This is a genomic window from Aliirhizobium wenxiniae (genome assembly GCF_019511445.1).
Lineage (GTDB): Bacteria > Pseudomonadota > Alphaproteobacteria > Rhizobiales > Rhizobiaceae > Neorhizobium > Neorhizobium wenxiniae_A.
Genome location: NZ_JAEUAN010000069.1, coordinates 1 through 853 on the forward strand (window position 1 = coordinate 1; position 853 = coordinate 853).

Sequence of the window (853 nt, forward strand, 5' to 3'; positions counted from 1 at the left end):
ACCGTGTCAGCCCGAGTGGCTACCAGCGTACAGCGGATATAGCTCGGCGCCTGGCTTTATCCTTTGAACTCCGGTCTGAAGTGTACAAGCAAAGATTTTAACTCGACTTCCCGCACCCGTCGCGCTGCCTCTTCTGTCGAGACCCATGCGATCTGACGCTGTCCACGCTCCTTGAAGTTTTCTGCGAGCTCTTCGACCTCGATCTGGAAGACTTCTACGACACAAGGAGCGACATCACCGTTCTCGAGCCACTTTAGATATGTGTATCGCCCGACCGGCTTCTTTCTCGCAGCACCACGCACACCGGCTTCTTCCCATGCTTCGATCTCCGCAGCTTCGTACGGCTTCTTCTTCTTCATAGGCCATCCCTTTGGAATGACCCACCGACCCGTTCCTCTGGAGGTGATCAGCAAGACTTCAACGGATTGATCGCCCGGTTGGCGCCGGAAGCACAAAGCCGCGTATTGTTTACGAAACTGGCCTCCAGAGAATTTCTCGGGCATTGCCGCAAGTTGCTGTAGAAGGGGTTGCGCCCCGGTTTTCACGATCGTCTTCTTATTTCGGGTCGCTTTCATCAGCACTTATTCACTGATTTGCGATGATGCGACAACGAAAACGTCATAAAGAGCGGGGCCAGCGACAGGGTTCGCTGGAGGGATGAACGAGTATCATTCTTCCTCCTCTTCCCACGCGCCGGGCGAACTCTCGGCAGGAGCGCTGGGTACCTGCAGGCGTTCCCATTCTGCGGTCGCTTCAGCCCAATGCTCGTGGTCGTGCCCGTCAGCACGTCCAGCTTGTTCCCAAAGCTCATATGCCCGCTTTGTGATCCACTCTTCCCGTTGTTCTGGCATAT

Annotated in this window: 2 protein-coding genes; both read right to left on the bottom strand. The window is 55.5% G+C overall.

Annotated elements, in window-relative coordinates; all coding sequences use genetic code 11:
* Positions 1-56 precede the first annotated feature (56 nt).
* Positions 57-575 (bottom strand): NUDIX hydrolase, encoded by a 519-nt coding sequence (locus JNB91_RS30305; protein WP_220329122.1) that lies wholly within the window; start codon positions 573-575, stop codon positions 57-59.
* A 93-nt stretch (positions 576-668) separates the two neighbouring features.
* Positions 669-853 (bottom strand): DUF2934 domain-containing protein (locus JNB91_RS30310; RefSeq protein WP_220329123.1); only part of this gene is annotated, 185 nt, incomplete at its 5' end.

Bases quoted from the DNA above. Each gene is read 5' to 3' on its own strand.
- JNB91_RS30305 (WP_220329122.1), bottom strand. From the start codon at position 575: ATGAAAGCGACCCGAAATAAGAAGACGATCGTGAAAACCGGGGCGCAA.